The following is a 26960-nucleotide window of genomic DNA, read 5'->3' on the forward strand; positions in this document are numbered from 1 at the left end:
GCAACAAATCGTCTTAAACCCAGAAAAACCGCGGCTTTGGTCAAATTTAGAGCATTTTAAAAGTGAAACATGCGTTTTTGACAGATGCTCCATTTTTAAGCTTGATCAAAGCCAACAGCGAATATTTAGTGCGGCTTTACTTCCTGGCTTTGAGATTTACCAGATTTGGCCGTCTTTTTGCTGCTAGTCTCCTTATCTTCATTGTGAGAAATTGGCGTCGGCATACTCACTAGCGCTTTCTCTAAGACTTCGTCAATCCACTTAACAGAGATAATCTCAAGATCTCCAATGACATTTTGTGGAATTTCTTTCAAATTCCTGACATTTTTTTCTGGAATCAGAACTCGTTTAATGCCGCCGCGATGCGCTGCCAACAATTTCTCCTTCAATCCACCTATCGGTAACACTTCTCCACGAAGGGTAATTTCACCAGTCATAGCGACATCTCGCCTGACAGCAATGCCTGTTAGCGCGGAGACCAGCGCAGTACACATAGCTCCACCGGCACTGGGGCCATCCTTAGGTGTTGCACCTTCAGGTACATGAACATGAATGTCTTTAGTCTGGTAGAAATCTTCTTCGATTCCCAAAGACTTAGCTCGGCTCCGAACCACAGTCATTGCAGCTTTAATCGATTCTTGCATTACATTACCAAGATGACCGGTAGAAATAGCCTTGCCGGTTCCGCTCGTTACCGCCGCTTCAATGGTTAAAAGATCGCCGCCAACCTGAGTCCAGGCCAGTCCGGTAACCTGACCGATTTGATCTTTTTCTCCCGCTTTACCAAAATCAAATTTCTCAACGCCTAGGTATTTATTGAGATTCTTGGTATTCACTTTTATTTGAGACTTATTTTTTTCAAACATTAATTGTTTAACGACTTTTCGACAAATTTTCGAAATTTCTCGTTCAAGGTTTCGCACACCGGCTTCTCGGGTATAAAAACGAACCACATTAGTCAAAGATGATTTAGAAATTTGAATGTCTGATTCCTCAAGACCGTTCACTTTCTTTTGTTTAGGCAATAAGTAGCGAGAGGCTATGTTCAGTTTTTCATCTTCGGTATAACCAGATAAATTAATCACTTCCATTCGATCAAGTAAAGGACCAGGAATATTCATCGAATTCGCCGTACAAACAAACATCACCTCAGATAAATCGTAATCCACCTCAAGATAATGATCATTGAAAGTACTGTTTTGCTCAGGATCCAATACCTCCAATAGGGCCGACGCAGGATCACCGCGCATATCCATCGCCATTTTGTCAATTTCATCTAGTAAAAATAGCGGGTTACGCACTTTTACTTTGCTAAGTTTTTGCAGTATTTTTCCTGGCATAGACCCAATATATGTTCGTCTATGGCCGCGAATTTCTGCTTCATCTCTGACACCACCTAACGACATTCTGACAAACTGCCTTCCTGTTGCTCTTGCGATTGATTCACCCAGAGATGTCTTACCGACGCCGGGAGGGCCAACTAGACATAATACAGACCCTTTGAGCTTCTTAACCCGTGTTTGTACCGCAAGAAATTCAAGAATTCTTTCTTTAACTTCTTCTAATCCATAGTGATCTGACTCCAGTACTTTTTGAGCTTTCTCAATATCACTATCTAGCTTGCTGCGCTTTTTCCACGGAATATTCAGCATCCAATCGATGTAACCGCGTACTACCGTCGCCTCAGCAGACATAGGCGACATCATTTTTAACTTTTTAACTTCAGCTTCTGCTTTTTCTCGCGCTTCTTTCGGCATGCCGGCGGATTTTACTTTAGCAGCCAATTCTTCTATGTCTGAAACACTATCCTCATCACCAAGCTCTTTTTGGATAGCTTTCATTTGTTCATTGAGATAATAATCTCTCTGGCTTTTATCCATCTGCTTTTTGACTCTGCCACGTATTTTTCTTTCGACATGCAGAAGATCGATTTCAGACTCCATCAGCCCCATTAGATACTCAAGCCGTTTCGCTACATCAACAATTTCTAATACTTTTTGCTTTTCTGTAATCTTGAGTACTAAATGTGCGGCAATAATATCTGAGAGCTTTTCTGCGTCATCAATGGCAGATACAGTATTGAGAACTTCTGAAGGAATCTTTTTGTTTAATTTAATGTAATTCTCAAACATTGCTTTAATCGAGCGAGATAACGCACCTTGCTCTTCAAGCTTAGGTTTGATCGAATCAAGTGGTTCGAAATCAGCAACCAGCAAGCCCTCTTTTTCAGAAAGCTCTGATATCGAAGCTCTGCTAACGCCTTCCACTAATACCTTTAAGTTGCCATCGGGTAGCCTGAGCATTTGTAGAATGTTGGCTATACAGCCCTGTAAATATACATCTTTAGCACCCGGTTCATCTTTATTAGCATCTTTTTGAGCAACCAACAAAACCTGGTTACTACTATCAGAAGCAAATTCCAGCGCCTTGATTGATTTTTCCCTTCCGACAAAAAGCGGAATAACCATATGAGGAAAAACCACTACATCACGTAGTGGTAAAACAGGCAGTTGATTACTTTCTACTGTTAAAGGCATGTTATGTCTCTTGGTTGGTACTCCAGAGGAGCGTATATTCTAGTGTAACCGGAGTCTCTAATAGTATTTCAATGATCCCGCAGGCAAGTGATGCACTCAACCTTTGCTAGAGAGTAGCATTAAATGTTCGTCGTTGGTACGGGATCAGTACTAAATCACATCGATCACATCAATCAGCGATAACAGCATAATTATCGCACTGGTTGGGATTTGTCTATCTTTCTAATAACTCTATAGGTGTACTTCCCTATGGAGCAAAAACAAACAGCCCTGATTATCTTGAGGTTATATTGGGATATTGCAAGAAAATTTCAATTGGCCAGAAAGCGAAAAACTGACAAAAGTCAGTTTTTCACACTAAATTAAAGAAGCTACTTATCCGCAGCGACCTTTTTATCCTGACTTTCATAAATAAGTAATGGTTCTGACTCACCATCTACCACAGCAGCGTCGATCGCAACTTTGGTCACACCTTCCATTGACGGAAGATCGTACATGGTATCAAGTAACACTTTCTCAAGAATTGACCTAAGTCCTCTCGCGCCAGTTTTTCTGATCATTGCTTTCTGCGCTACAGCTCTTAAGGCATCGTCTCTAAACTCAAGAGTTACACCTTCCATATCAAATAGCTTAGAGTATTGTTTAGTAAGCGCATTTTTTGGCTGAGAAAGAATCTGAACCAGGGAGTCTTCGTCCAACTCTTCAAGTGTGGCAACAACTGGCAATCGACCAACAAATTCAGGAATAAGGCCATATTTAACTAAATCGTCTGGCTCTATGTCCTTAAATACTTCGCCGATATTTTTCGACTCATCTTTACTTCTTACTTGCGCGCCAAAGCCTATGCCGGAACGTTCAGAGCGGTCTCGAATAATTTTATCCAATCCAGCGAAAGCACCACCACAAATAAACAGAATACTACTGGTATCAACTTGCAAAAACTCTTGTTGAGGATGCTTACGGCCACCCTGAGGCGGAACCGATGCAACAGTCCCTTCAATTAACTTCAACAGAGCCTGCTGTACACCTTCACCAGACACATCCCTAGTAATCGATGGATTATCTGCTTTACGAGATATCTTGTCGATCTCGTCGATGTACACAATACCATGTTGCGCTTTTTCTACATCATAATCGCATTTTTGTAATAATTTTTGGATGATATTTTCAACATCTTCACCGACGTAACCCGCTTCGGTAAGCGTCGTTGCATCTGCAATAGTAAACGGTACATTTAGCAGTCTGGCTAGTGTTTCCGCTAATAATGTCTTTCCGCTACCGGTAGGTCCAACCAATAAAATATTACTTTTACCTAGCTCAACATCATCATTCTTTAAATTAGTGCCTGTTTGTAAACGCTTATAGTGGTTATAAACAGCAACAGAAAGCACCCTTTTTGCAGCATTTTGACCAATTACATACTGCTCTAAAATGTCATTAATCTCTCTGGGCGTCGGTAATTTACTAGAGTCACTATCTTGAGTAACTTCTTGAATTTCTTCACGAATAATATCATTGCAGAGCTCTACGCACTCATCACAAATAAATACGGATGGACCTGCAATTAGCTTTCTGACTTCATGTTGGCTTTTCCCACAGAAAGAACAGTAGAGAAGCTTACCGCTATCATCACGTCCACCTGATTTTCTGTTATCGCTCATTCGATTTCCTTTAAATTCTATAGTTAGGTCGTATATAGCATTAACTAACCTAGTCACAAGGTAAAGCTTAGACCTAATCGCCTTACTTTGTCGACAGAAAAGCCGCTATTTAAACTACTAATTGTGAAATTAATCCGATTTTTAAACAAAATCAACTATTATCGATTAGAGATAACAGAATCGACAATTCCGTACTTTGCCGCTTCTTCCGCACTCATAAAATTATCACGATCGGTGTCTTTTTCTAATTCCTTGAGCTTACGCCCTGTGTGATGTGCGAGGATTTTATTTAATGTTTCACGCATTTTAAGAATTTCTTGCGCATGAATCTCTATATCGGACGCCTGTCCCTGAAATCCGCCCAAAGGCTGATGAATCATCACTCTAGAATTTGGCAAAGCAAAGCGTTTTTCTGCGGCACCGCCAGCAAGTAAAAATGCGCCCATACTGCAGGCTTGACCAATACATAAAGTGGAAACCGACGGTTTAATAAATTGCATCGTATCATAAATCGCCATACCTGCAGTTACCGACCCACCAGGAGAGTTAATATAAAGTGAGATATCTTTATCTGGGTTTTCTGATTCTAAAAATAACAGTTGAGCCACAATTAAATTAGCCATCTGATCTTCAACCTGCCCGACCAGAAAAATAACACGCTCTTTTAATAATCGAGAATATATATCGTAGGAACGCTCGCCTTTTGCCGTTTGTTCAACAACCATTGGTACCAGACCGAGAGCCTGTTCTTCAATCATAGAGCTTGTTGTTATCATCTCGTTTCCTTTTATTTCAGACATTTATAAACTAAAAACCCAGTATCTAACTGTTAGCTAACATATGGGTTAACTATAGCAGTTTCAATACCGGGTTGGTAAATAATAAAGAGCTTTGAGACTGTTATTCTTTCGCGTCTTCTTTCTCAGCAGATTCTTCCTTTGGATTCATCACTTCATCAAAAGATTGTGGCTTATCTGTCACCTTGGCGCTGTCTTGTACGAATTGAATAACATTATCTTCCAGAACAAGCTGCTCAACTTCATTTAATCGGTTTTCGTCCGACAAATAGTAATTAATCACTTCTTCAGGTTTTTCATAGACAGATGCAAGTTCTTCAAGTTTGGTTCTTACCATTTCTTTATCAGCAGTTAATTTGTTTTGCTTGATAATCTCGCCAACCACCAAGCCAAGCTTCACACGACGGGTCGCTTTTTCTTCAAATATTTCTGATGGTAATTCAGGTAAGCTAGCGCCCTGGCCGCCAAACTGTTGCATTGCCTGCGCTTTAAGGTTTTCAATTTCTTGATCAATCATTGATTTAGGGACATCAAATTCATGAAGCTCGATCAAGGCTTCCATCACCTGTTCTTTCACTTTTGAGGTAAGAACCTGGGAAAGCTCTCTTTCCATATTTTTGCGAACATCAACTTTCATATTAGAGATGCTACCGTCCTCAATGCCCAGTTTCTCCGCAAGTTCACCCATTTTAAGCGTTTCTTTTTTATTGACAACTTTAACGCTAGTAGCGAAAACGGCGTCTTTACCAGCAACATCTTTATTTTGGTAATCTTCAGGGAAAGTGACTTTAACTTCTAATTCATCACCTGCTTTCGCTCCGGTAATTTGATCTTCGAAACCGGGGATCATTTGTCCTTGACCTAGTTGAAGCGCAAAATCATCAGCTTTTCCGCCAGCGAACTCTTCACCGTCAATAGTACCGGTAAAGTCGATGATAACCTGATCACCTTCTTTCGATTTACGCTTAACTTCTACCCAGTTAGCTTGCTGTTCGCGTAAGGTGTCAATCATTTTTGACAAGTCTTCTTCACCAACCTCAGCAGTCACTCTATCGATTTCAATCTCATTGAAGTCTTTTAGCTCAACTTCTGGGTACACTTCAAATGTTGCTGTGAACTCTAGATCTTTGCCTTCATCCATTGAAACAGGCTCAATTTGTGGCGCACCTGCAGGCTGAAGTTTTTCTTGAACAACAGCTTCGTAAAAGGAACGCTGCATAACTTCTGACACAACTTCTTGACGAACATGGTTACCGAATTTTTTCCTGATAACATTAAGCGGAATTTTACCAGGTCGAAAACCATTCATTCTTTGAGTTTTCGCTAACTCTTTCATTCTTTGTAATGCGACATCATCAACTTTATTCGCAGGTACGCCAATTGTTAGCTTTCGCTCTAGGCCATTAGTCGTTTCAACGGAAACTTGCATCTGTATGCTCCAACTGAGTTTTTTATACATCTAACTTAGACAGGATATACCGATATTTGATTACCAGAATACCAATCTTATTATATAGTTGGATTGAGACTAAGAAAGGAAATTGCGTGAGCTTCTTAATGAATGCGCAGTAATGAGGCATCCTATTTTGACATTTGGTTAGCACCAAAGCTCAGGCGACCACCAACTAGCTCAAGCCAGAAATCTATCAGAACGCCACTAGTTTGCATTAAACCGCAGATTCTGATTTTACACTATTTAGACTTACAAAATGGTGCGAGAGGAGAGACTCGAACTCTCACGCCGCAAGACACTGGAACCTAAATCCAGCGCGTCTACCAATTCCGCCACTCTCGCATTTTGTAAATCAAGGCTATTTTCTATATGAAGCTAACTTAATTAGCAGCTTCTTCAAGCAAATTGCCAAGAACTGGGGTGGACGATGGGGTTTGAACCCACGACCACCGGAATCACAATCCGGGGCTCTACCAACTGAGCTACGTCCACCATAAAAATCAAACGAGCAGAGCATTATAAATGCTTTTTACTCAAGATATAACCCACTCAGGCATATGGCGCGCCCGGCAGGATTCGAACCTGCTACCCTCGGCTTAGAAGGCCGATGCTCTATCCAGATGAGCTACGGGCGCACTGTTCCTGACTAATATTCAGCAATTTTGCATATCCTGCAAACTGAATACCAGAAAACCTGGTCGGGGAAGAGGGATTCGAACCCCCGACATCCTGCACCCAAAGCAGGCGCGCTACCAGACTGCGCTATTCCCCGGTTTTCCTGTTGTTGGAGTTGACCTCCTCAAGGAGCGCGGAATAATACTGGCTAATCTGACCGTCGTCAACAAAGAAAACTAAATTATTATTAAAAAAACTTTTACTTGGCAGTTAGAGCGACAATTGAGAAAATAGCCACCTTTATTTCTACAAGTTATTTGGTACCCCACTTCATGGTCGCACAACTTATCGACGGCACTAAAGTATCAGCAGAACTACGCTCAAAAATTAAACAAAAGGTCCAAATTCGACTACAACAAGGCCAAAGAGCACCTGGTCTTGCAGTAATTCTGGTTGGAAATGACCCAGCTTCAGACGTTTATGTTGGGAAAAAGGTGAAAGCGTGCGAGGAAGTAGGGTTTAATTCCCGGAAAATACTACTTAATGACTCAATTTCTCAGCAAGAATTAATTAGTGAAGTTGAACGTCTAAACCATGATTCAGACATCGACGGTATATTGGTTCAATTACCATTACCTGATCATCTGGACGCCAGCGAGGTTCTGGAAACAATAAAGGCGGAAAAAGACGTTGACTGTTTTCACCCTTTTAATATCGGCCGACTAGTACAACGCATACCCCGCCTGCGCCCCTGTACGCCGTTTGGCGTGATGTTATTACTAGAATCAATAGGACAAGATGTAAAAGGCCTCAATTGCGTTGTAGTTGGTGCCAGCAACATTGTTGGTAGGCCGATGGCCATGGAGCTGCTTCTGGCCGGTGCGACCGTCACCGTATGTCACAAATTTACCAAAGATTTGGCAAGTCACGTTGCAAACGCCGATCTGGTCATTGTGGGAGTTGGCATACCAGGTCTGATTAAGGGGGAATGGATAAAACCTGGTGCTATTGTTATCGATGTTGGTATTAATCGTCTATCTAACGGACAGTTAACCGGCGACGTCCAGTTCAATGAAGCCAGGGAACGTGCCGGCTGGATAACACCTGTTCCAGGTGGAGTCGGCCCAATGACGGTTGCGACACTCATGCAAAATACCCTGATGGCGGCTGAAGAATCTGATAAATAAGGTTGAATTGTCAATTTTTAGGCAATTAGGCAATGCAAAGCTTGCAAAAAAAATTGAAAACGCTAGTCTTAGAACAATGACAAAGGATTTTTTTAAGCTAAATCATTAACTTATGGGCATCAAGTTTCTTATTGTTGATGATAGTAAAGCAATGCAAACTATCGTTCGCCGGATTCTGAGCAATGCGGGTTATAGCGATCACTTTTTTAAATTTGCAGATAACGGAAAAGAAGCATTAGAGCGGATACGGACCTGGAACCCCGACATGGTTTTGCTCGATTGGCATATGCCGGAAATGACAGGCATAGAGCTACTTCAAAGAGTTAAAGAATTACGTCTGGAAACTCGAATCGGACTTATCACCGCAGAAAGAAATCAAAACTCAATCCAAAGGGCAAAAGACGCGGGCGCGATGTTTGTTGTCAATAAACCCTTTACCGTGGAAAAATTAAAGGAAAGTCTCATTCCAGCCCTGGCTGGTGTTTCGTCGCTTAAAGATGAACCTATCCCGATAACTCAAGAGCTTATCTTTCCTTCACCATCAGCTGTCAGCATTCTGCTTTCAACTATTACCGACTCAAAAATTAAGGTGAGCAAAGTAGAGCCAATTTCTGTTGAGAACCTGACTTTACCTTGCACGTTAGCGCTATTCGGAGATTCAGAAAAAAAAGTTAAAGCCGTCATAATCCTAGAGTCAGAGACCGTTGATAAGTTATCTGAAAGTTTTGCCACCAGCATTTTCAAAGGCGAAGCATTCGACGACAAATTATTGGCTAAATCATTAATGAAGGCTTTATCGATCATCGCGGTATGTTTTTATAATGTTAAGGATTCTCAGGAATTGAGTTTATTTAAAACATACAGTATGCAAAAAATGATAAGCAAGGTTCAGAGGATGAACAATGTTCCCAAAGACGAAAGACTGGATCTCAAATTTACTTTCGATGATGATATTTCTTGTCACGCCATTATTTGTCTGGAATCACAAAACGGCTACTAACCAAACCTGGCTCGGCTTGTTTGAAAAGAAGTGCTTTAAGAAAATAAACGGCTCAAATTATCGACTTTTAAACTACTGACAACTTTTATTCCGACGGCGTGTGGTCAGCATCCAGTTCGTTCAATACTTCTAAAAATTGTTGTTCTAACAATTGATGTTCGCTGGTCAGCCGCTCCAATGCTTTGGTTGATTCCGAATGAACCAACGACTCTTCTGACACAGTTAAAAATTGCTGTTCCAGCATTTCTTTTTCAATAATTAATCGATCCATCACTTTTTCAGTGTCTTCCAGCTGTGACCGTAAAACCTCTAGTTTGTTGATGGTTTCATTGTCTTCCGAGGAATTTCTAAGCTGCGCTGCAAGCATTTCGTTTCTTGCTTCCAGCGTTTTATGTTTTCTGGTTAGCTGTTTGTAATCTGCATTCAGGTTCACAAAATTTCGATGCATCTGGTTTTGAGTGGCTTTGTGCATTTTAATTTGCTCTTTCTGCGCCTGAAATGTTCTAGCCTTAGCCACAAAAGCCAACAATTGATTATTAGTTATTTCAAGATCGCCGCTCAACTTTTTGTTCATTGCGAGCGCTTCAACTAGTTCGCTCGTCAATTTCGCTACCTCTTGTTCTTTCGATTCAAGCATTTTGCCGGAGCTTTCCTCTAACGCTTTTGCCGCTTTCAAAGTATCATTGACATCGCTGGAAATGCTCTCTGCTTCCTCAATTTTCTCTAATTCGTTTTCCTCTTCTTCTTCGTCAATATCTACAAATAGTTCGACTTCGCTGACAATACCAACCATTTCTCCTAAAGAATTATATCGCTCTTTTAATTCGGCTAGTTTTTCACTTTCCGCCAGGTTACCATTTTCCCTTAAGCGATCGCGAAGCACATCGAGTACCTGATCGCCGCCACTCATATTATAGGCAATTGAATTTTTCAAATCATAATAAAGCTCTTCATAATTTTCATCGTCAGACCGATTCAACTCGGACTCAAGTTGCTGGGCTTTTTTGTGGGAACTTTCCAGTTCTTTTTCTAAATTTGAAAGTTGCTGCTGTAGATTTTGGTTAGAGTTTTCGAGCTCTTCGAGCTGTTGTTGGACCGATTGATATTCACTTTCTAATTCGGTGAGTGCCTGTTGAGAACTATCAGATCTTCCATCAATATTCTCAATTTTTTTCTCAAGCTCGACAATAGTTTTATTTTGATCCTGAATTTTGACTCTTAAGCCTTTTGCTCGTCTTTTTTCGTCTTTTAGCTTTTCTCTTAACTTGTCGTTGCTACTGCGAAGTTCATTGTTTAAATTATTTAAATAATAGAATAAGAATCCGCCGATCCCCACCAGAACCAGGAAAACTTCACCAATAATAATTAAACCAGACGCAGACAATAATAAAACCTGTATTTACTCGCACATACCTATTATAGAATATAGAAAGTTAATTTACTTACCTGATCTAACTCGTCGAGTTTGCCAGTCCCTATCAGCCAACTCACATCAACGTACCCCCCGGAATCCCAGTCAAAAAAAAAGCTAACCGAAGTTAGCTTTTTAACGTGTTTTCTAATTTTGCCAGAAGAGGTCTCCACCATGCTCCTCAATGGTTTCAAGAACTTTACCGCCTCCTCTTGCAACACAGGTTAACGGGTCTTGTGCAACAATGACGGGTAAGCCGGTTTCTTCCAGAAATAACCTGTCAAGATCCCGGATTAGCGCACCGCCACCGGTTAATACCATACCTCGCTCAGATATATCCGCTGCAAGTTCGGGGGGGGACTGTTCAAGTACCGAACGCACGGCTCTTATCATTCCTGCAAGTGGATCTTGTAATGCTTCTAAGACTTCATTGCTATTAATGGTAAAACTGCGCGGAATTCCCTCTGCCAGGTTGCGCCCTCTTACGTCAATTTCCATCACCTCGTTACCGGGAAATGCCGTCCCTATTTCGTGTTTAATCCGCTCAGCGGTCGCTTCTCCGATGACAGTACCGTAATTCCTTCTGACGTAATCGATGATTGCTTCGTCAAATCGATCACCACCGATGCGGACCGAATCAGAGGACACAACACCATTAAGTGACAATATTGCAATTTCGGTCGTTCCACCACCGATATCGACTACCATTGAACCTCTGGCCTCGCCTACTGGTAACCCAGCTCCGACGGCTGCAGCCATCGGTTCTTCGATGAGGTAAACATCGCGCGCTCCAGCACCATAGGCTGACTCTTTGATGGCTCTTCTTTCTACCTGAGTTGAACCGCAAGGCACACAAATGAGGACTCTGGGGCTTGGACGCATGAAAAAACTTGAATCATGAACTTTTCGAATAAATTCCTGAAGCATTTTTTCCGTGACTTCAAAATCAGCGATTACACCGTCCTTTAATGGGCGGATAGCAGTAATATTACCCGGAGTTCTCCCCAACATGACTTTCGCGTCTTTACCGACCGCAGCGAGAGATTTATTTCCTCCTCGTTCATGACGAATTGCTACAACAGAAGGCTCATTAAGGACGATTCCTTGTTCTCGCATGTAGATTAGAGTATTAGCAGTTCCCAAGTCTATGGAAAGATCGGCCGAAAAAAGGCCTCTAATTTTATTAAACATATTTCAGTTAATTTCCGCTTATTTATTCTCTTTTCATCAAATTTAGCGTTGGCTAGAATCTGTATATCTTTCGTTTATCGTCGCTATTGCGACTATAACATTGCCATTGGCAGTGACGGTAAACAAAAGATAAACAGCCCCTGAAGCGTACAACACAAATCGCAATAATATTAATTGGCCCAGATTATCGCTCAGTTCTGCAGCAAACAGAAGAGTTTGCTTTAAATTTCTTATGTTTTATGATGTATTTCATCAAATTAAGTTCCAGAACCCACGAAAGGCCCAAACCATCCATGGTAGAAATAAAATTAGCAACGACAGATGACGCTTCTCTCCTCGAAAAAGTTGCACGCCCAATTTGGCAAGAACACTACGAACCGATTATCGGGCTTGAGCAAGTTGAATATATGCTCGATAAATTCCAAAGTCGCGAAGTAATTACAGAACAAATAGAACAGGGATTTGAGTATTTTATCGTTAGCCATGACAAAGCACCTGTCGGCTATATGTCGGTGGAAAAGAGAGAAAAGAGCTTATTTATCAGTAAGTTTTACCTGAATTCAAGTGTGAGAGGTAAAGGTATTGGGAAAGTTATGCTCAATAAAGTCCATCAATTAGCAAAAGAAAAAGAATGTAATCAATTGGAATTAACCGTCAACAAATATAATCCCGCCTATCAAATCTACTTAAAACTGGGTTTTGAAAACAGAGAATCTATTCAGATTGATATCGGTTCAGGCTTTATTATGGATGATTATCGCATGATTAAACCGATATGAGAGCCATGAACAGCTCCAGCCAAGCGTTTCCTTGTTTGCCCTGATAACAATTTAATACTGGTCAAAACCAGTATTTATGGGCAGATTTATTTGCTAAGTGCGCATTTGAATAGTTGCTAAGTTCAACTGCCACTATCTATCGTCGAGATCAAATGGTAAGTAAATTGGTATACTCAGTAAACCACGGCGACTCTGCGACAACCTTTCAAATTTTTAAGATTGTACATCAGCTCATCAGTCGGTTTTACAGACCAATCACCGCCAGCGATAATCTGCGAACCAATGCCATCGAGTTTACATCGGAGTCGAACCGGGCATAACCCACCTTTATAAGGCGTGAGTGACTCAACAATTTCCTCGGCTAACAAGTTACTTTCGCTAAAGTCAGCTTCAATTTGCAAATACTTTGACTGACGCTCGCGTACCTGGGTGAGTTCACTTAATTCCACCGCGCTCATTTTTAGACCACCGGAAAAATCATCATTTGATATATCACCTTTGGCAACTATCACTTCATCAGTTCGCAAAATATCCCGGTTAACTTCATAAAGATCACTATAAACCATTACATCAACTCGACCGCTTTGATCATCAAGCGAAACAATCGCCCAGTTTAGACCTTTCTTGGTTTTCATCACGCGAATACCAACAATTAGACCGGCTACCGAAACATATTCTCCACGACGTGTCGGTTGCAATGAATTGAGGCGTAGATTACAAAACTGTTTAATCTCGGGTAGGTAACGATCAATCGGGTGACCCGTTAAGTACAAACCTAAAGTTTCTTTTTCACCCTGTAGTACTTTGTCTTCCGGCCACGGTCGAACTAACGCAAATTCTGGTGACTTTCCTTCTCCAGATTCAGTCGGCGAACCAAACAAATCATTTTGCCCCAAAAGTTGATCTCGTTTAAATTGTTCGGCGCTTTTTATCGCATGCTCAAGGGATGCCATCATGACAGCCCTGTCCGGTCCAAGGGCATCCAACGCTCCAGCCCGGATCAACGCTTCGAGGTTTCGCCGGTTTACTTTCTTCAGATCGACTCGATTACAAAAATCGAATAAATCCCGGTAAACACCATCTTTATTTCGTTGATCAACAATAGATTGAATGGCTCCCTCACCAACGCCTTTAATCGCACCGATGCCATAAATAATCGTCTGCCTGCCATCAATGGTAAATTTATAAAGTCCGCGATTAACATCGGGCGGTACGATTTTTAACCCCATCGATTTGGCATCGTCAACATAGGTCACCACTTTATCAGTGTTATCCATATCAGAAGACATAACGGCCGCCATAAACGCCGCAGGGTAATGGGTTTTTAACCAGGCAGTTTGGAAGGAAACCAGGGCGTAAGCTGCAGAGTGAGATTTGTTAAAACCGTAACCCGCAAACTTTTCCATCAAGTCAAAAATATGTCCGGCCAGTTCACCATCAACATCTCTGGCGATTGCGCCTTTCATAAAAATCTTGCGCTGTTCTTCCATTACTTCAGGTTTCTTCTTACCCATTGCACGGCGTAACAGGTCAGCGCCGCCTAAACTAAACTCAGCCAAAACCTGGGCGATTTGCATAACCTGTTCTTGATAGAGAATAATGCCATAAGTAGGTTCTAAAACAGGTTTGAGATCCTCGTGCTGGTAATCTGAATGGGGATAGGCAACTTCTTGACGGCCATGCTTTCGATTAATGAAATCGTCCACCATTCCCGAGCCTAACGGACCAGGTCGGAATAGTGCTACCAAAGCGATGATATCTTCGAAATTACTGGGTAAGAGTTTTTTGATTAGCTCTTTCATGCCGCGAGATTCAAGCTGAAATACTGCGGTGGTGTTGGCAGATTTTAATAGCTCAAAGGTTTTCGGATCATCCAGAGCAATCGTATCAATATTGAGATTGGGCTCTCCGGCAGGGATCAATTGTTCATTGATCATGCCAACGGCCCAATCAATGATGGTTAGCGTTCGTAACCCAAGGAAGTCAAACTTAACCAGACCGGCAGACTCAACGTCGTCCTTATCAAACTGAGTTACCAGTCCTTCGCCCGCTTCATCACAATAAAGTGCAGCGAAATCTGTCAGATCTGAAGGCGATATAACAACTCCCCCCGCATGCTTACCCGCATTTCGGGTAATCCCTTCGAGTTTTATTGCCATGTCCCAGATTGCTTGAAAATCTTCTTCCTCTTCGTATCTTTGACGAATCTCTTCTTCTTGCTCCCAGGCTTTGCTCAGTGTCATACCAACATCAAAAGGGATTAGTTTTGACATCTTATCGACAAAACCGTACGGCTGACTGAGTACTCGGCCTACATCCCTGATAACAGCTTTTGCTGCTAATCGACCAAAGGTAATAATCTGTGAAACGCTATTTCGTCCGTATTTTTCTGCAACATAATCGATAACTCTATCACGCCCATCCATACAAAAATCGATATCGAAATCAGGCATCGATACCCTTTCTGGATTAAGAAAACGCTCGAAAAGTAAATCATATTGAAGTGGGTCAAGGTCGGTAATTTTCATAGCGTAGGCAACTAAAGAGCCCGCGCCTGAACCTCGTCCAGGTCCAACCGGAATATCGTTGTCTTTCCCCCAACGAATGAAGTCGGCAACAATCAGAAAGTAACCCGGAAATCCCATTTGATTAATAACGTCGAGTTCCACCTTCAGTCGTTCATCATATTCCTTTCGCTTTTCACTGAAGTCAGGTGCGCTGGTGTCCATTATTTCAACCAGTCGCTCCTCAAGACCTTCTTCACTCAACTGACAGAAATATTCCTCGATGGTCAAACCATCAGGAATTGGGTAATTAGGTAAAAAATATTCGCCGAGATGTAGCGATAAATTGCATCGTTTTGCAATTTCGACAGTATTTTGCAACGCTTCGGGGATGTCGGAAAATAACTCGGACATTTCCTTAGCTGATTTTAGATATTGTTGATCAGTGTAGCTCTTGGGTCGACGCGGATCATCAAGCACTCTTCCCTGGTTAATACACACGCGAATTTCATGGGCTTCAAAATCTGCCTGCTCCAGAAAACAAACATCGTTTGTCGCAACCACCGGTGTGCCAGAGCCTTGAGCAAACCCGGCAACCGATTGAATGTAAGCCCCTTCTCCCTGTCGGCCAGTCCGCTGCAGTTCCAGGTAATAACGATTGGGAAAATGATGATTCCAGAAACCAAGTTGTTTAGCGGCAATTTCGTGGTGCCCAGCGATCAAGGATCGACCCACATCGCCGTCTTTTCCGCCGGACAAAACAATGAGCCCCTCGCTATGATCAATTAACCATTCTTTTTCGACAATGGGTAATCCCAATTTCTGGTTAGTTTGATAGGCTCTTGAAACTAACTGCTTCGCATTTAAATAACCGTCATCGTTTTGGCAGAGAACAGCAATTTTGAATACTTCATTTTCATCTTCTGAATCATTGATCCATAAATCAACACCAACGATAGGCTTAACGCCGTTGGCTATTGCTCGACGATAATATTTGATCAAACCACAAAAATTGATATGGTCGGTTAATGCAACCGCAGGCATCGACATTTCTGCAACACGATCAATCGTAGGATTAATCCTGCATATCCCATCAACCATGGAAAATTCAGAATGCACTCTAAGATGGACAAAATCATAAACCGGCGAGTCTATAGCTTCATCAGTTTGCGTTTCAAGGTCTTGTTTTTCTGTCATATTCTTTTATCAATAAGCCTATCAATGAATTGAATAGCAAGCGTCAATTAATCAACACACTGACCGATTAATATCCTAAATCAGCTGTAATTGTTTTTGCACCGGCGCAAAACTTTTACGATGAATCTTTGTAACGCCAAGCTTTGCCAGCGCTTCACGGTGTGTTTTCGTCGGATAGCCTTTATGTTGCGCAAACCCATAGCCAGGAAATACAGCTTCCATTTCTATCATTTCAAGGTCACGTGCTACCTTGGCAATAATAGATGCCGCGCTGATTGCCGGTTCAGTCAAATCCCCTTTAACGATTGCTTCAGCGGTACAAGGAAGTTTCGGTAATTTATTGCCATCGACGAGACAATGTCCAGGTTTAACCTCAAGCCCTTCCACCGCACGTTGCATAGCCAGCAAACTCGCATTCAAAATATTGATTTCGTCAATTTCCAACGGTTCTGCCCGAGCGATACACCAACTCAATGCCTTAAGTTTAATTTCTTCAGCAAGTTGTATCCGTTTTTTCTCAGAAAGCTTTTTAGAATCAGTCAAGCCTTCAATCGGCTGCTTTGGATCAAGAATGACTGCGGCTGCAATTACCGGCCCGGCTAATGGGCCTCGACCCACTTCATCAACACCAGCGGTCAGATGGTCTTTATACAATTAGATTCCCCTGAAGATTGTAAAATACGAGCCAATACTCACTAAAAATTGTTTGAATAAATAAGCACTTAGGTCAATTTTTTCGATCAGTAAACAAGTCGATAAACTTGTTTCAAGGCTTTACTAAGAGTTGTGTTTTTTCCTTTAATTACAAAGGGTTAAAGAAAGCCAAGATCAATCAATGAGATAAGGCATTATTTCATATTTAACTCGCTAATCCCAGCGGTTTTCCCTTCCAATTTTCTAAATGTTAACTGGTATCTCTAACTGTTCGAAAAGGCGAAGAAATAATTTATATTTAGGATTGAGTGACGTTTAGAACCATCCCACAGTATAGGCTAGTACATTTCAAATCCAGTCAATTTATGCTATTGTCGCGCTTTATCATACAGGCTATTCCAGTCTCCTATTAACCCGCAAAAGAGCAGAATTTTTAATGAATAAAATCAAAACAGCTGTGATTGGTGTTGGTTATCTCGGTAAATTTCACGCTCAAAAATATGCCAATCTGGAAAACAGTCAACTCATAGCAGTTGTCGATGCCAGCCAGATGACCGCTTCAGAAATCGCGAAACAATATTCGGTTGAAGCACTCACCGATTATCGACAACTTCTTGGCAAAGTTGACGCGGTCAGCATTGCTGCGCCAACTAGCCTGCACCACCAAATTGCAAAAGATTTTCTTAACCATGGTACTCATGTTCTGATTGAAAAACCTATCACAGTGACAGTCGAACAAGCCGATGAATTATTAGCATTAGCTCGACAAAAAGACTTGTTAATCCAGGTTGGTTTTCTCGAGCGTTTTAATGCTGCGGTGCTAGAGCTAGACAAAGTACTGACAAAGCCTTTATTTATTGAATCACACCGATTAGCACCTTTTAACCCACGAGCAACCGACGTTAATGTTGTTCTCGACTTGATGATTCACGACATCGATATTATTTTGAACATAGTCAAATCGGAACTTAAATCCATTTCCGCTTCAGGCGCGCCGGTTTTGACGAACTCTACCGATATTGTGAATGCCCGACTCGAATTTGAAAATGGCTGCGTGGCTAATGTTACTGCCAGTCGAGTATCCATGAAAAACGAACGAAAAATGCGCTTGTTCCAGCAAGATTCCTGCGTCACTATTGATTTTCAAAATCGCGCTTTGAATCTTTATCAGAAAGGTGAAGAATGTGATGAAAATGGCATTCCGAAAATCATTGCTAATGAACAAACTTTCGACAACAATGACGCACTTCAAACAGAAATCATCGCATTTCTAAATAGTATTGAAACACAATCTCCGACATTAGTGACTGGTGAAGATGGTAGACGTGCACTCGATACCGCAATCAAAATTTCTCAACTTTTAAGCGAGTAAAGAAAACAATGAATATTCCAATGGTTGATCTCAAACAACAGTACCTCGAGCTCAAACAGGAAATTGACGACGGCCTTCAAGCGGCTCTCGAATCAACACAATTTATACTCGGACCAAATGTCCAGGCATTCGAAAAAGAAGCAGCCGAATACTTGGGTGTAAAACACTGTCTTGGTGTTAACTCAGGAACAGATGCACTTCACCTGGCATTAATAGCGGCTGGTGTTGGGAAAGGTGATGAAGTAATCACAACAACATTTACTTTCATCGCAACCGCCGAAGCAATTAGTTATGTCGGAGCGACGCCGGTATTTGTTGATGTCGATCCAAAAACATTTAACATGGATCTGGGACAGGTCAGAAAAAATATCAACAGCAAAACCAAAGCTATTATTCCAGTTCATCTTTTTGGACAACCGGTCAATATGCCAGAACTGGTTGAGCTCAGCCAACTGCATAATATAAAAATTGTTGAAGACTGCGCCCAATCTTTCGGTGCTGACATCAATGGAAAACAGACTGGTAGCTTTGGCGACATTGGTGCTTTTAGTTTTTTCCCAAGTAAAAATCTCGGTTGCTTCGGAGACGGAGGATTAATCAGCACCAACTCTGACGAGATATTTGAACATCTGAATGTATTAAGAAATCATGGCATGAGTGTTCGCTATCATCATACAGAAATTGGTTACAACAGCCGCCTGGACGAATTGCAGGCAGTGATATTGAGAGTCAAGTTAAAGCACATCGATCGTTTTAACGATAACCGAAGAAGAGTTGATAGTCTTTATAAAACTTTCCTTGCCGAAACAGACGTGGTGACTCCATTTGAAGATAAAACAGGCAAACACGTTTACCACCAATATACCTGCTTGCACCCCAAACGCGACCAAATAATGCAGGCATTGCAACAAGCCAAAATCGCTTGCGCCATTTATTATCCTATTCCGCTTCATAGACAGGATGTTTATCAGGAGCAATTCAAAAACCTTAGCTTGCCGAACGCCGAATCGATCGTTGAAAAATGTTTTTCTCTCCCGATCTATCCAGAATTAACGGAAGAAAAAATTCAGCAAGTCTGCGAAGTTATCAAAACGGCAATTTAAACGTAACGAATAATTTTGCCCGAAAACGACAACGGCAAACTGCAAAAGAATTTATTATGGTAAAAAAAGTATTAATCAGCGCAGGCGAAGCTTCTGGCGATTTGCACGCGGCCAACTTGGTAAAAAAGCTGATAGAAATTGACAGTTCAGTTGAAGTGATGGCGATGGGGGGAGATAACCTCAGAGACGCAGGAGCGGATGTCATCATTGACTGTGCAGAGTTAGCGGTTGTCGGTGTGGTCGAAGTTTTAATTAATTATCGAAAAATTAAACGCGCATTAGACAAATTAAGCGAAGTTGTTATCAACCAAAAACCAGACCTGTTAATCCTGGTAGATTACCAGGAGTTTAATATGAAACTCGCACAAACGGCCAAAAAAAATGGCGTTAAAGTGCTGTTTTATATTGGACCACAAGTTTGGGCATGGCGTCCGCATCGTGTGCATAAAATGCGGGAAAAAATTGACATGATGGCCGTGTTATTTCCATTCGAAGTCGCCTTCTACGAAAATGCTAACGTGCCGGTAAAATTTGTCGGTAATCCATTAGTGGACGAAGTAAAAGCTAACACAGATAAACTCTCACTAATTAATCAATACCAACTTTCACCCGAGCTTAAAACCGTTGGATTACTTCCGGGCAGTCGAAAAAGTGAAATAAAAAGAATTCTCCCCATACAATTAGAATCCGCCAGACAACTGAAGCAAAAACATCCACAATTGCAGTTTGTACTGGCCGTTGCTAGCACTCTGAGTAAATCGGAAATAGAGCAACAGTGTCAACAATATTCTGAGTTGGACATTAAATTTATTCGCGATCTTCCTTACAATGTGATGAGCGTTTGCGACGCAATAATCACTGCATCAGGAACTGCCACACTTGAAACCGGCTTAATGGAAATTCCGCTGGCGATCACTTATCGTATTTCGCCCTTATCCTACGCAATACTTCGGCGAATGATGACCATTGACAAAGTTGGGCTAGTGAACATCGTTGCTGAAAAAATGATCGTCAAAGAATTTATACAGCAAGATGCAGTCCCAGAAAAAATAGCGGGAGAAATAAGTGAGATTTTGGAAAATGACGATTATCGAGAAAATATGATCAACGAGTTAAAACAAGTCAAACAAAAACTTGGCATTCAAGGCGGCTCGAAAATTGTTGCCGAACTAGCTTATCAAATGTTAACGAATAACGAGCACGTCACTTAAAGTAGATTAGTTACAATGAAATCTGACAATTAACTTATTATTCGTTTTATCGAGCAATCCCTCTGGGAGAACTACGAATAAAATCTAACATCAGTTGAACTGATTTAGACTCGACAGCCATAGCGGTCAACTCACTATCAATTTGTTCCTTTGAATAGCCCTTGCGATAAATCGTTTTGAATGCCCGTCTTATACTTAAGATTTCCTGCTTTTCGAATCCCCGACGCTGTAAGCCTTTGGCATTAATTGTCTTGGGTGATGATTCCGCATACATTAAGAAAGGTAAAATATCCTGAGTCACTTTACTCTGTATGCCGACAATAGCATGTGCGCCTATTCGACAAAACTGATGTATACCGGTAAAACCACTGAGTATTGCCCAATCGTCAACTTCCACATGCCCAGCGAGGTTTGCGCTGTTAACAATTACTATATTATTGCCAAGGATACAGTTATGGCCGATATGAACATGTGCCATTAACATATTATCGTCACCAATTTTCGTCACACAATCATCAACACTGATCGCGCGATGAATACTGACATACTCGCGAATGCTATTTCGATCTCCAATAATTAATTGAGTTTTTTCGTTTTCGTCAAAACTCAAATCCTGAGGAATATCACCGATAGAGCTAAATTGGTGAATTCGGTTGTCCTTACCGATTTTTGTTGGACCTTTAATGACAACATGGGCTTCTACAATAGTTCCGGAATCAATTTCTACTTCCGGTCCAATAATACTATATGGACCGACTTCCACATTTTCAGCCAGTTGTGCTGATTGATCAACAATTGCCGTTGGATGGATCATAAGAACTATCTTTCAATTAACGAGTTGAGGCGCGTGGATTTGCGCGTGTCTAGTTTGTTTGGAATTATATTGCTTCTGCGCTGAAGACGCTAACGAATTCTAAATGATCATAGGACCGCGAGCCAGCCCACGCTTTGAATTCTTGATAAAATTAACGAGTAATTGAATGGACTTAGAATCAGTAGAAAGTTTAGTTAACTCTTCCACAACCTGCTCTATTAATAATCCCTTTCGATAAATAATTCGATAGGCTTTTCTTATTAGCGCAACCTCATCAGGATGAAAGCCGCGTCTTCTCAATCCTTCAGTGTTTACAGAACGAGGTGCAGATTCGGCGTACAGCACAAATGGCGCAATATCTTGAGTAACGGTACTTCTGATCCCAACAAACGCATATTCTCCAATGTGACAAAACTGGTGTATTCCGGAAAACCCGCCCAAAATAGCCCAGTCGCCGACAACAACATGACCAGCTAAATTGGAACTGTTTGCGATAGTGACATTATTTCCCAGAACACAATCGTGCGCGATATGCGTATACGCCATCAACAAATTGCCATTGCCGATAGTGGTCTCTTCTCGATCTTGCGCTGTACCGCGATGAATTGTGCAAGACTCACGTATGGTATTGTCATCGCCAATAACTGTGCGAGTCGGTTCGCCTTTATACTTTTTGTCCTGGTTGGCTTCACCAACTGAACAAAACTGATAAAAATGATTGTTCTTGCCGATCTGAGTATGACCGTTAATCACCACATGTGGACCAACAATAGTTCCTTCATCAATACTCACATTTTCTTCAATGACTGAAAATGGCCCAACGCTAACATTGTCAGCTAGTTGCGCAGATGGATGAATTACCGCACTTGGATGGATCACTATTTTATATCCTGTTTTGAACACATCAGATCGGCGCTACAAACAACTTTTCCGTCAACTAGCGCCTCTGCTTCAAATTTCCACATCGTTCTTTTACGTTTTAACAGATTAACTTTCAAAATAACTTGATCGCCGGGCTCAACTGGCTTTTTAAAACGCGCATTGTCAATGCCGACAAAATAGTAGAGAGAGTTTTCGTCGGGTAACTCGTCCATTGTTTTAAACGCCAAAATTCCTGTTGCTTGTGCTAAAGCTTCAAGAATCAAAACTCCAGGCATCACAGGGCGATGAGGAAAATGGCCAACAAAACAAGGCTCGTTAACGGTTATATTCTTAATCGCGTGTAGATATTCACCGACTTTATAATCCGTTACTTTGTCTACCAACAAAAATGGATAACGGTGAGGCAGATGTTTCATCACCTGATGGATATCTAAGGCCGATATTTCGTTTTCATTAGCCATCACTAAGAATCACCTTGTAACTTCTTAAGCTGTTTATTCAGCTCTTTAATCTGTTTCGCCATATCATCCAGTTGGCGAAATCTGGCGACATTTTTGCGCCAGGTTTTGTTATCTTGCATTCCAGTCCCAGATGAAAATACGCCAGGTTCTTTATTCGACTTATTGATCAAGCTGCAAGCAGTTACATGAGTGCCAGGCGCAATTTCGAGATGGCCTAATATGGTAGAGCGGCCACTAAAAGTACAATAGTCACCAACTTTGCTGCTTCCCGCAACGCCAGCATATGCAGCCATGGCCACATTGGCTCCTAATTCAACATTATGGGCAATATGACAGAAATTATCCAATTTAACGCCATTACCTATTATCGTATTATTTAATGCGCCACGGTCAATACAAGCGTTTGCACCGACTTCTACTTCATCACCAATAACAACTTTACCCGTTTGTGGAATTTTTACCCACTTTCCTTTCTCATTAGCAAAGCCAAAACCATCAGAGCCGATCACTGCGCCAGCATGAATTAAACAACCTCTGCCAATTTCAACATAATGATAAATACTAACATTGGCAAAAATTCGGGTTTGCTGACCAATTTTGCTACCTCGGCCAACAACGACATTAGGCCCGAGGATAACGCCGTCCTCAATCACACAATCGTTCTCAATCACACATCCGGCAGCAATGGATACTTTACTTCCCAGCTGCGTACTTTTCGCAACACAAGCGCTCTCATGAACGCCCGTTTCTGGTATTGGCGTATTGTCGAGAAGTTGAGCGACTTTCGCAAATGCGAGATAGGGATCTTTAACAACAATACAATTAGTTTTTACGGAAGATTTAAATTCTTCCGAAAGCAAAACACAACCTGCCAAGGTTGTGTTTAGTATTGAAGTATATTTTTGACTATTCAGGAAAGACATTTCGTTTGCTTTAGCATTCTCAAGCGATGCAATTGCACCAATCAGGTGTTTCCCATCGCCATAAAACTCTGCATCAAGCAGTCGAGCAATCTCCGCAACTGAGTACTCTTTTACGCTCAAATTAGTTAACCTGCAGGATTACTGACCAATGCGATAACTTTATTTGTAATATTAATAGCAGAGCTTGCGTGAAGAGCTACATCTGATCTAACAACTAAGTCAAATTTCTCTTCTTCAGAAACCTTTTTTACAGCTTGCATGATACGCTGCATTATTTTTGCTCTTTCTTGCTTAGAAGTGAAGCTAACATCCTCTTCCAAAAACTTTTGCTTAAGTTCAAATTCTGCGTCAAGAGACTGAAGTTCTCTTTGAATCTTTAACTTCTCAGGATTAGTCATCGTCATAGCATCACGCTTAGCTTTTTCCTGTAAATCAGTTCCTTTTTTTCTCAAAGCAGCTAATTCGTCTTGTTGCTCTTTGAATTTCTTTTGAATGCTTTCGCCTACAGTTTTCAATTGAGGTGCCTGTTGCAACACAGCTTGTATATCAACAACACCAATTTTTAAATCTGCAGCAGACAAACTACCCGCGGTTAATATGAGTGTCGCTGCTATCAGGAATTTCTTAAACATCTTTATTTACCCTTTTTCTACGTTAAATTGAATTTATTAAAATGTCTTTCCAACATTGAACGAGAAGTTTTCAGTCTCGTCATTTTCTTCTTTTTTAATCGGTTTTGACAAACTTATCGTTAATGGTCCCATTGGTGATAGCCATTGTAAAGAAAAACCAGCAGAAACACGATAAGATCCCGGTTCTGAATAATCCGGTACTTTAGCAAATTGATCCGGTGCTAAATCACTAAATTTATCACGATTAAACTTAGTATCCCAAAGATTACCGGCATCAACAAAGAAACTAGTACGTAGTGAGTTATTATCCTCTCCAAAAGGCACTGGGAATATCAACTCTAAGGTCCCTAAAACTCTCGCATTACCGCCAGCTGAACGCCTTTCTGGTTGTAAAAAGTCAAATTCCGGAGGGAGTGGGAACGTACCGGAGCCAGAAGCTGGATCTGGACCAATTGGGCCGTTTCCAGTCTGAGTAATACGCGTAAGCAGCCTTGGGCCTATGGTATTAGTATCAAAACCACGCATAGTTCCTGACCCACCGGCATTAAAATTCTCAAAATAAGGTAAATTCTCAGTATCGCCGTACCCATCGCCCCATGAAGCTCTAAATGAGCTCAGGAAAGTCCATTTCGGCGCAATCGGAATATAGTGTCGGATAGTATAATCCAGCTTGTAATATTCCAAATCACTGCCAGGCACTGTTGCATTTAAGACAAGGTTCTGGCTCGTTCCCCTATCTGGAAAAATACCGCGATTCAAGGTATTGCGTATCCATCCCATATTAAATCGATAAAGGTTGTAGGAGAAATTTGGATCGGCTCTAACATCCTGACCATTACTTTCGAAAAAGTCGATAACTTGTTGCGATTGAGTACCACGGGCTTTTAATTCATTGTCTTGATAGCCAATTCCAAAATTTAACCGCGTTACTTCATTTATCGGGTAACCAAGATTAAAATCAATACCAACTGAGTCTAATAAGCCAGTGTAAAGGTTAATCTCACCATAATCAGTTTCTCTTAAGTAAGCACCAACCCCGGCGCTGATGCCGTTAATGGTAAAGTAAGGATCAAGGTAATCGAGGTTATAGCTTTCGACAAATTTACTTTTATTGATACCAAATTGAATACGCTTTCCTGAGCCAAGGAAGTTGTTGTGGCTCACATTGGCATTAAGTGAGAGTTTATAGGTATCACTATACCCCACACCACCGGAAATAGTTCCCGCAGACCGCTCTTTTACCCGATAGTTAACATCAACCCGATCATCTTTGTCTTCAACTTTTGGTGTCTCGACTTCAACTTCTTCTAAATAAGAAAGTCGCTGCAAACGTAATTTAGAGCGCTCAACAGAACTGGTGGAAAGTGCTCCACCTTCCATCAAACGAACTTCTCGACGCAACACTTCATCGTTGGTGGTTTCGTTACCAAGGAAGTTGATTCGGCTGACATAAACTTTCTTGCCTGGATCAATGTAAAGGGTTAACTCAACTTTATTCTCTTCTTCATTGATATTAGGAACAGTCACAACTTTTGCGAATGCATACCCATAATAACCTAAACTTTCTTTGATTTGCTCTTCGGCAAATGACACCGCCGCAGCTGAGTAGGTATCACCTTTAGTCAACGGCATAATGGCTTTTAATTGTTCTTTGGTGAGAATAAGTTCGCCGGAGAAAACGATATCATCGACCGTGAACTTTTCACCTTCATCAACATTAATTGTCACATAGATCCCTTTGCGGTCAGGGGAAATAGAGACTTGCGTCGAAGTGTTATTGTAGGTTAGGTAGCCACGGTCAAGATAATAGGAACGTAGGGTTTCAAGGTCACCAGACAATTTCTCTCTGGAATATTGATCATCGCCGCTAAATGAAGATAACCAACCGCCCACCGACAGCTCAAATTGATCCAGTAATTCTTCATCGCTGAACAGATGATTTCCGACCACGTTAATTCGCTGAATTTTGGCAGGATCCCCTTCATTAATTTCAAATTTTACATAAACACGATTTCGGGATTGTTTGATAATCTTGTCATCAATTTTTACCGAGTATTTACCATGGGCAAAATACTGTTCTTCAATGCCAATTTTTATGCTCTTAATCGCTGAAGGATCAAAAACTTCGCCTTTGGCAAAGCCCGATTTTCTCATAGCATCTAATATCTGCTCTGACTCTATATCCGAGTTACCTTCAATTGAAATGCTGGAAATAGTTGGGCGCTCTTTCAAATCAATAAATAATTTATTTCCATCTCTAAACAATCTAACGTCTTCAAAACTATTAGAAGAGTATATTGCACGGATAATAATAGGGATCCTTGATGGGTCGAGTGTTTCGCCAACCTGTAGTGGTAACAGGTTAAAAAACGTACCTAATTCCATACGTTGTAGACCAGCTACATCTATGTCTTCAACCACAAATGAATCTTTAGCACTATTGATAACGGCGTTTGTCTGAGCGGCACTGGCAAAATGCGGGTTGATACCGCCCAGTGATGCTATACCGAAAAGGAGACCTGCAGTTTTGGATTTATAGTTATACTTCATAATTCCCGAAATCTTTAACCTTTACG

20 protein-coding genes and 4 tRNA genes are annotated in these 26960 nt (G+C 41.3%); 6 read left to right on the forward strand and 18 right to left on the reverse strand.

Features of this window, described 5'->3' with window-relative positions; genetic code table 11:
• Positions 1-125: 125 nt before the first annotated feature.
• From lon to FLL46_RS17155, 8 genes are all read right to left on the reverse strand, one after another.
• A complete protein-coding gene (gene lon, locus FLL46_RS17120; protein ID WP_142932543.1) occupies positions 126-2537 on the reverse strand; it encodes an endopeptidase La in 2412 nt (803 codons plus the stop codon).
• A gap of 371 nt (positions 2538-2908) precedes the next feature.
• Positions 2909-4198 (reverse strand): ATP-dependent Clp protease ATP-binding subunit ClpX, encoded by a 1290-nt coding sequence (clpX, locus tag FLL46_RS17125; RefSeq protein ID WP_142932544.1) that lies wholly within the window; start codon positions 4196-4198, stop codon positions 2909-2911.
• 158 nt (positions 4199-4356) lie between these two features.
• A complete protein-coding gene (gene clpP, locus FLL46_RS17130) occupies positions 4357-4956 on the reverse strand; it encodes an ATP-dependent Clp endopeptidase proteolytic subunit ClpP (protein ID WP_142932686.1) in 600 nt (199 codons plus the stop codon).
• A 142-nt stretch (positions 4957-5098) separates the two neighbouring features.
• Positions 5099-6424 carry a trigger factor gene (tig, locus tag FLL46_RS17135; RefSeq protein WP_142932545.1) on the reverse strand — a complete coding sequence of 442 codons (1326 nt, stop codon included), beginning with the start codon at positions 6422-6424 and terminating at the stop codon, positions 5099-5101.
• 281 nt (positions 6425-6705) lie between these two features.
• Positions 6706-6790 (reverse strand) — tRNA-Leu (locus FLL46_RS17140).
• Positions 6791-6864: 74 nt separating this feature from the next.
• A tRNA-His gene (locus FLL46_RS17145) sits at positions 6865-6940 on the reverse strand.
• Between the two features lie 66 nt (positions 6941-7006).
• Positions 7007-7083, reverse strand: a tRNA-Arg gene (locus FLL46_RS17150).
• A gap of 60 nt (positions 7084-7143) precedes the next feature.
• Positions 7144-7220, reverse strand: a tRNA-Pro gene (locus FLL46_RS17155).
• Positions 7221-7395: 175 nt separating this feature from the next.
• Between FLL46_RS17155 and folD the strand changes: the two genes are divergently transcribed.
• Together folD and FLL46_RS17165 are read left to right on the forward strand one after the other, a co-directional pair.
• Positions 7396-8250 (forward strand): bifunctional methylenetetrahydrofolate dehydrogenase/methenyltetrahydrofolate cyclohydrolase FolD, encoded by an 855-nt coding sequence (folD, locus tag FLL46_RS17160; protein ID WP_142932546.1) that lies wholly within the window; start codon positions 7396-7398, stop codon positions 8248-8250.
• A gap of 112 nt (positions 8251-8362) precedes the next feature.
• On the forward strand, positions 8363-9250 hold the full coding sequence (locus FLL46_RS17165) for a response regulator (RefSeq protein ID WP_142932547.1): 888 nt from the start codon (positions 8363-8365) through the stop codon (positions 9248-9250).
• Between the two features lie 85 nt (positions 9251-9335).
• Here the strand turns inward: FLL46_RS17165 and FLL46_RS17170 are convergent, their stop codons facing one another.
• Entirely contained in the window at positions 9336-10634 is a 1299-nt protein-coding gene (locus tag FLL46_RS17170) for a coiled-coil domain-containing protein (protein ID WP_142932548.1), read from the reverse strand.
• 174 nt (positions 10635-10808) lie between these two features.
• Positions 10809-11852 carry a rod shape-determining protein gene (locus FLL46_RS17175; protein ID WP_142932549.1) on the reverse strand — a complete coding sequence of 348 codons (1044 nt, stop codon included), beginning with the start codon at positions 11850-11852 and terminating at the stop codon, positions 10809-10811.
• Positions 11853-12145: 293 nt separating this feature from the next.
• Here FLL46_RS17175 and FLL46_RS17180 point away from each other — a divergent pair, with 293 nt between their 5' ends.
• Positions 12146-12631, forward strand: a complete 486-nt coding sequence (locus tag FLL46_RS17180; RefSeq protein ID WP_142932550.1) for a GNAT family N-acetyltransferase — start codon at positions 12146-12148, stop codon at positions 12629-12631.
• Positions 12632-12804: 173 nt separating this feature from the next.
• On the opposite strand, the gene dnaE is transcribed toward FLL46_RS17180, so the two are convergent.
• Together dnaE and rnhB are read right to left on the reverse strand one after the other, a co-directional pair.
• Entirely contained in the window at positions 12805-16332 is a 3528-nt protein-coding gene (dnaE, locus tag FLL46_RS17185; protein WP_142932551.1) for a DNA polymerase III subunit alpha, read from the reverse strand.
• 75 nt (positions 16333-16407) lie between these two features.
• Positions 16408-16986, reverse strand: coding sequence for a ribonuclease HII (gene rnhB, locus FLL46_RS17190; RefSeq protein WP_142932552.1), 579 nt, complete (start codon positions 16984-16986; stop codon positions 16408-16410).
• 436 nt (positions 16987-17422) lie between these two features.
• On the opposite strand from rnhB, the gene FLL46_RS17195 reads away from it, so the two are divergent.
• Genes FLL46_RS17195 through lpxB form a run of 3 tightly spaced genes read left to right on the forward strand, consistent with a single transcriptional unit; the run spans position 17423 to position 20672 of the window.
• Complete coding sequence (locus FLL46_RS17195; RefSeq protein ID WP_142932553.1) at positions 17423-18358, forward strand: Gfo/Idh/MocA family protein; 936 nt, start codon at positions 17423-17425, stop codon at positions 18356-18358.
• Positions 18359-18366: 8 nt separating this feature from the next.
• Positions 18367-19461, forward strand: a complete 1095-nt coding sequence (locus tag FLL46_RS17200; RefSeq protein ID WP_142932554.1) for a DegT/DnrJ/EryC1/StrS family aminotransferase — start codon at positions 18367-18369, stop codon at positions 19459-19461.
• 56 nt (positions 19462-19517) lie between these two features.
• Positions 19518-20672 (forward strand): lipid-A-disaccharide synthase, encoded by a 1155-nt coding sequence (lpxB, locus tag FLL46_RS17205; RefSeq protein ID WP_142932555.1) that lies wholly within the window; start codon positions 19518-19520, stop codon positions 20670-20672.
• A gap of 46 nt (positions 20673-20718) precedes the next feature.
• Here lpxB and lpxA (FLL46_RS17210) read toward each other — a convergent pair whose 3' ends face one another.
• The 6 genes from lpxA (FLL46_RS17210) to bamA form a co-directional block, all read right to left on the reverse strand.
• A complete protein-coding gene (gene lpxA / locus FLL46_RS17210; RefSeq protein WP_142932556.1) occupies positions 20719-21486 on the reverse strand; it encodes an acyl-ACP--UDP-N-acetylglucosamine O-acyltransferase in 768 nt (255 codons plus the stop codon).
• A gap of 99 nt (positions 21487-21585) precedes the next feature.
• Positions 21586-22365 (reverse strand): acyl-ACP--UDP-N-acetylglucosamine O-acyltransferase, encoded by a 780-nt coding sequence (lpxA, locus tag FLL46_RS17215; protein ID WP_142932557.1) that lies wholly within the window; start codon positions 22363-22365, stop codon positions 21586-21588.
• On the reverse strand, positions 22365-22829 hold the full coding sequence (gene fabZ, locus FLL46_RS17220; protein WP_142932558.1) for a 3-hydroxyacyl-ACP dehydratase FabZ: 465 nt from the start codon (positions 22827-22829) through the stop codon (positions 22365-22367). Before fabZ ends, lpxA (FLL46_RS17215) begins: the two co-directional genes overlap by 1 nt.
• A 2-nt stretch (positions 22830-22831) precedes the next feature.
• Positions 22832-23872, reverse strand: coding sequence for a UDP-3-O-(3-hydroxymyristoyl)glucosamine N-acyltransferase (gene lpxD / locus FLL46_RS17225; protein WP_142932559.1), 1041 nt, complete (start codon positions 23870-23872; stop codon positions 22832-22834).
• Between the two features lie 5 nt (positions 23873-23877).
• A complete protein-coding gene (locus FLL46_RS17230; protein WP_142932560.1) occupies positions 23878-24384 on the reverse strand; it encodes an OmpH/Skp family outer membrane protein in 507 nt (168 codons plus the stop codon).
• A gap of 36 nt (positions 24385-24420) precedes the next feature.
• Entirely contained in the window at positions 24421-26934 is a 2514-nt protein-coding gene (gene bamA, locus FLL46_RS17235; protein WP_142932561.1) for an outer membrane protein assembly factor BamA, read from the reverse strand.
• Positions 26935-26960: the final 26 nt, after the last annotated feature.

It is taken from the genome of Aliikangiella coralliicola (assembly GCF_007004725.1).
GTDB lineage: Bacteria > Pseudomonadota > Gammaproteobacteria > Enterobacterales > Kangiellaceae > Aliikangiella > Aliikangiella coralliicola.